A 5,456-nucleotide genomic window follows, 5' to 3' on the forward strand; every position below is an offset into this window, starting at 1 on the left:
CGAAGCCAAAATACCTTTAAATGGCACAAAATACCATTGAATACTGAGTTTTATGAATCGACCCTTGGGATGCGGAGGTTTTTAGACAGACTCTAGTAATCTATAAACAAAATCACAGCCAAATATTAAAACCAACAAATAATCAATGCTATTTTTGACCGTTAGATCTGTAAAAACCGGGGCTTTATAAACGATATAAGCCAGATATAAAATCGATAAGATTACAGAAATAACTCTTTTTATAAAAACCCAAACCTTTATACTCAATTCTAAGTCTTTCACCCCACCGATTTTTTTCAATTATTTTACCGGTGAACTCGAATAAACGTTTATTCCAAGATAAAGCATCCCCCAATTTTCAAATGCGAGTTTTAAGTCATTTTCAGGTTTTTGTGTAATTATTGAAAATATAAAGTAACCATAATATTCATCTCTAGGCGAGTGAATACATTCTTCAGGTACGACTAACCCATAGTCATCAAAGGAGAAATACAAATGCCATTCACATGTATCGATTAAATTGAAAGCAACTGCTTCAAAATTAATCTCTTCATAATAAAAACCTATATGGAAATGTCTTATATCATCATAGGTGCTATGTTTTTGACACATACTCACCGTGTAATTCATCCTATTCTACCTCATGCCGACAAGTATCGCTAACACTAACGCCTTTGCACACAACTACTGCACTTTTAATTGATTTTTTTACTTATTCTAAATTTAGAATCGTCAATATAAAACTTATTTTTCCCAAGTTCATTAACTATATCTACAAATGGTATTGGACACTTTTCTCGGTCTATCTCTGCATATACTGATACTTTATGCCCTGAAGCAAATAGCAACAAGACGACAGAATCATCATATTCAATTTTAACATCTTTATTACCATACCAACTTAACGTATAACCGTCATCTTTACATTTTTTCATATACTCATCAAGGTTAGTATACGGAAGAATAACGTGCATTGTGTCCCAATCATAATCATCTGTAAGGTTCTTCATTTCTACAAACTCATTTTCAGTAATTCTTTCAAGACTTCTATTGATTTTATCACTCATATTCACAGCAACGTCTAACTGTGAACAACCTATTTGCAAAGTTAATAAATAGATTACAACCAAATATAGTAATTTTTTATTTCTTGGATTCATTTTTACGGGCAAAAAAAGTGCCCCATCCCTCCTCATCCCTTTACAAAAACAGTCAACCCCGCCTTTCCTCCACTGCTGAAAAACGGGGCTGTCGAAATATCACTATAATCGCTGATATTTGCATCATACCAACCGTAATAACCTCCGTCAACCAATAAATGAAAGTATTATATTTCTGCCCATTCAGCGGATGTATAACGCCAAGCTCAAAACCGGTGGCAGCGATGGCAGCGGTCTAGCGCCGAAGACGATACCCCATATTCATAACGTGATACGCGGCTAAAGCCAAAATGAATGTCCTTGCTTTGTTGCGGCGTGTGTTTATAAGATAATCTACTTATTTGTTATTTCAGAAATGGAAATTTGAAGTCGATAGTTTCCGTAGCGTAAAATATTGTCTAACAGCTTTTCAAGATCATTTTGACTCTTTACTCGTGCCTTAAGCCAATAGCACCCATCTCCACTAATCCGATGAGATTCCACAATCGATTCTTCTTGGCGGACAAAATTTTGAAAAGATCTGTGATCATTACTCTTCATAAACACCGTAATCAAAGCTAAAATTATTCTGCCTAATTTTTCTTCGTTAATTTTTACAGTATAACCTTCTATGATTCCGATTTCTTCTAGACGACGAATGCGACCAGAAGTTGCCTGCCCAGTCATGTGCACTATTTCTCCAATTTCTTTCCACTGCATTCGGGAGTTTTTGCGTAAAAGTTGAAGTATTTCGAGATCAGTTTGATCGAGCATTCAAATTCAAATCCTTTCAAGACGAAATGAAAATGAACCAATTCCTTTCATCGGTCCATCGTTTTTTTCAAAGCTCCCAGATATGAACGTAGTCGTTGTTCACTTAGAAGCCTTTAATCATTGCTTAGAAACAAGAGATGATATAAAAATAACGCTGGATGGCCAGGGATTATCTAATAGAGTATGGATTCCTAAAGACGGAGAATTATTATCTTTTTAATTTTCTGAACTCCTGTTGGGTAAGACCGTCTTTTAGTCCTTGACAACGATACAACAGCAAAGGGGCCGCAGGTTTAAGTCCTGTCGCCCCGACTATAATCATATCGGGTTCCTGGCAAGTAGGCGTTGCGGGTACAGCAGGTTAGATGCCTAACGTGACTCCTACGGGGTTTCAAAACAGTTAAATAATCTCGGGTTAGAGCCCGAGGGTATACTTTTGGGCGACGTTTGATGCAGTGGTTATCGCGGGGACGACGGGGGTTACGGTGCTTCCCTGTTGCGGAAACACAGTGGCTACGATGGCCAGCAGTGATGACGCTGCTCCCCCTTCAAATCACTCTAATGGTTCGGTATATTTTCGCCATGTTGGTGAAAGAAACAAGCCAATTAATGACGGCATTAACAATTCAAATATACCATAAAACGTGATCCAATCTTTTTTTAACAGCAATAAAAAACCTAATAGTACATAGTAAATTCCTATCCAATAAAAAATTTTCCTACATGCTTTGATGTAATTTTTAAAATCGATTATTTTGTATTTTGCTCTTTTCGGCATTATCTTTTTTTCCGGTATATATTCGCCAATTAGTATGGTTACTATGCCAAGCAAGATAAACAAGCTATTTAATAAATATGATGCCAAATCCACCAAACCCCTCTCCACAAAAACCAAGGTTGTTCATCGTTCTACCAATGATGTTTAGACCATAAATGAATTATACCATCAGCAACATATGTTCCTATTAAAGAAATAATTGTATAAACCAAACACCATATTAAAAATGAAGAGTTGAATATAGTAAAAGTAGCAATTAGATAAATAACAGAAACAAGACTAACAACAATTAATTTGTTTTTTAATATAATATTCACAACAATAGATGCAATAAAAGTGAACAACGGCAAAATGACAAGTACCATTCCAAAAGGGTTGTGGTTGATACTAAAAAGTTCCATTCAATCACTTCTTTCGGTTCATATCTAATATTATCTAGATAAATTGTAACACAATGGATTCTCGTGATAAAGAAAAAACAATAGCCCTCCGTTGCCGAAGTAATCGGTACCTCAATCCTCACAATTATTGCCTAATCTTAGCCAGTTGGCACGTGTGGCCACGGGATGGCACAGGTTTGATGCTGTAGAGTTACTGGGGGAAACAGTTTAGGGCGAGATCGAAGCGGGCGTAACGGGGCACGCGTGGGGCGGTTTTCGGCGGAGGGGCGGAGATTACGGGGGCGGTAGCCAACGTTAGCCGCTGGCGGGAAAGAAAGCAGACATGGTCATCGATGATCACGCTGTTAACCCGAAACTGCTGAATATTCATTAACCCTCGGTTATTGATGATTACCGATAGAATAGACCTACTTAATGCCATATTCGGATACAAAGATTTTTGTTCCATTTTTGTTTTATTGGTGTATAATAACATTGTAATAGGGATTATATTTGAGAAGAGATGATTTTATGAAGGGCGTTATTCCGATTTGTTTAAAGGAATTGGTTTCACAAAAATTCGGCCAAAGTAAGTGGGAAGAGATCGCTCAACATTCCGGTGTTTCCCTGAAAATTTTACTACCAGTGCAAGATGTGACAGATGATGATACGATGAAGATTTTTCAAACCACAAGTAAAGTTTTAAATCTATCTCAAAACAAAGTTATTGATATGTTTGGTAACTACTGGGCGACCGTGTATGCACCACGCATGTATCGACTTTACTTTACTGGTTCGAAAAATTCAAAAGAGTTATTATTAAAAATGGATTCCATTCATGTAACAATGACTCAACGTATGGCTGGATCAACTCCACCTAGATTTAATTATAATTGGCTAAATGATAAAACATTAATAATGACATACTTCTCGCAACGAAACCTAGTAGATATTGCAATTGCTTGCATTAAAGGCATAGGTGAATATTACAAAGAGACTCTTCAGGTTTCTTGTAATAGTAGTAATGAAATTAAGATTGTATTCCCCTAATCTTAAGAACTTTAGCGAAAAAATATAATTATTTAATATTTGCTCTAAAAGTAAACTATGAAATTGAAAGGACCGCCACTAGGCGATCCTTTTTCACTTTTCTCCCCATTGACTTCCCCGCCTCACAGAGCGATACTCTCCCTGCGGCCACCACTGGCCGACGCCAAGGGACAGCGGATTTGAAACTCGCTGCCCTATCAACTTCATTGCGTCAACACCGGAAGGACGGTTTGCCCCAACAGTGGTTAACAGTCCCACAACGATAAAAAAGCGGAAAGGCGTTAGCCCTCCCGCTGCCCAGTTATGAAGTTATCGATTATTTACTGTGGCCGCGCTACTTATCCATCCGTCGCGCTTCCTCTGCCATTTGATAGCCAAGGCGAATCAGCGTTAAGCCGTCTCGGTTACGCCGTTGTAAATGGGGCTGGGCGCTTTCATTAAATACTTTGCCAAAATCATCTCTCCTATTGAATTAATTCCAATGAAAACGCCATGTTTCTATTGCCTATACTCGATGTTACCTGTAGTATTAAAATAAATAGAATGAAAAAGGGAGCAACATATGAAGAGACAGCTAAGCCCTGATGAACTCATTCTCACTTGCAGGAATGCACTCGATCCATCAAACTGTTGTATTTTGACACAAATGAATCTACTGTCCGAAGGCGATGAACTTACGATTCAGCTAAAAATGAATTTACAAAATTCCAGTCTTGATCATTTGTGCACTCAAGCAAAGGAGCATCTTTCGTTTTTACTTAAAAACATGAATGTTCTCATTATTGACCTTTCGAGAAATCAACTTATTCATTCAAGCGGTATTAGTTTTCTTTTAAAAATGCATCAAATTTCATTGAAGAATAATATTGATTTTCGCATAACTAACGTTTCCTCTGTTGTGGCAGAAAATATACGATTTAAGAAACTTGATCGAATATTAAAAGTGGGATAGACTCACAATTTATCATCATAAATAAAAGGCGTGGTAGAGTGTTCTGCCACGCCTTATCAATTATTGAGGCTTCGGAACCGCGCCTTTCTTGACATAGCTGTTTATGGCATTCCGAAGCAGCAAAATTCCGAAGCAGCAACAAGCATCATGAATGTAAGGCTGCATTTATTTGAAGCCTACCAGAAGAAAAGAGTTTAATTTTATTTGATTCACTACTATAATATCTGTATAGCTGATATAAGGACAATAATAACCAGTTTTATGCCACTATTGTTTTACTTAAATCTAGTGAGTATTTCGGCGTGAAAGAGCCACTTTATCGGAAAAATAGAGCCACCTTCACGGGAAAATAGAGCCATGTTCACGGAACGAGAGCCACCATC

7 protein-coding genes are annotated in these 5,456 nt (G+C 37.3%); 2 read left to right on the top strand and 5 right to left on the bottom strand.

Features of this window, described 5'->3' with window-relative positions:
• Positions 1-300: 300 nt before the first annotated feature.
• The 5 genes from EDD73_RS14380 to EDD73_RS15650 form a co-directional block, all read right to left on the bottom strand.
• The gene (locus EDD73_RS14380) at positions 301-612 is read right to left on the bottom strand and encodes a DUF3986 family protein (protein ID WP_243116948.1); all 312 of its coding nucleotides are present in this window, start codon (positions 610-612) and stop codon (positions 301-303) included.
• 83 nt (positions 613-695) lie between these two features.
• Positions 696-1,172 (bottom strand): hypothetical protein, encoded by a 477-nt coding sequence (locus tag EDD73_RS14385; protein WP_131921107.1) that lies wholly within the window; start codon positions 1,170-1,172, stop codon positions 696-698.
• Positions 1,173-1,493: 321 nt separating this feature from the next.
• Positions 1,494-1,913 carry an Lrp/AsnC family transcriptional regulator gene (locus EDD73_RS14390; protein WP_131921109.1) on the bottom strand — a complete coding sequence of 140 codons (420 nt, stop codon included), beginning with the start codon at positions 1,911-1,913 and terminating at the stop codon, positions 1,494-1,496.
• 553 nt (positions 1,914-2,466) lie between these two features.
• Entirely contained in the window at positions 2,467-2,808 is a 342-nt protein-coding gene (locus EDD73_RS14395; RefSeq protein WP_131921111.1) for a hypothetical protein, read from the bottom strand.
• Positions 2,809-2,822: 14 nt separating this feature from the next.
• Positions 2,823-3,092 (bottom strand): DUF2651 family protein, encoded by a 270-nt coding sequence (locus EDD73_RS15650; protein ID WP_207668902.1) that lies wholly within the window; start codon positions 3,090-3,092, stop codon positions 2,823-2,825.
• Between the two features lie 510 nt (positions 3,093-3,602).
• On the opposite strand from EDD73_RS15650, the gene EDD73_RS14405 reads away from it, so the two are divergent.
• Together EDD73_RS14405 and EDD73_RS14410 are read left to right on the top strand one after the other, a co-directional pair.
• Entirely contained in the window at positions 3,603-4,121 is a 519-nt protein-coding gene (locus EDD73_RS14405) for a heme NO-binding domain-containing protein (protein ID WP_131921113.1), read from the top strand.
• Positions 4,122-4,683: 562 nt separating this feature from the next.
• The gene (locus tag EDD73_RS14410) at positions 4,684-5,073 is read left to right on the top strand and encodes an STAS domain-containing protein (protein WP_131921115.1); all 390 of its coding nucleotides are present in this window, start codon (positions 4,684-4,686) and stop codon (positions 5,071-5,073) included.
• The last annotated feature ends 383 nt before the right edge of the window (positions 5,074-5,456 follow it).

Source organism: Heliophilum fasciatum (assembly GCF_004341395.1).
Classification (GTDB): Bacteria; Bacillota; Desulfitobacteriia; order Heliobacteriales; family Heliobacteriaceae; genus Heliophilum; species Heliophilum fasciatum.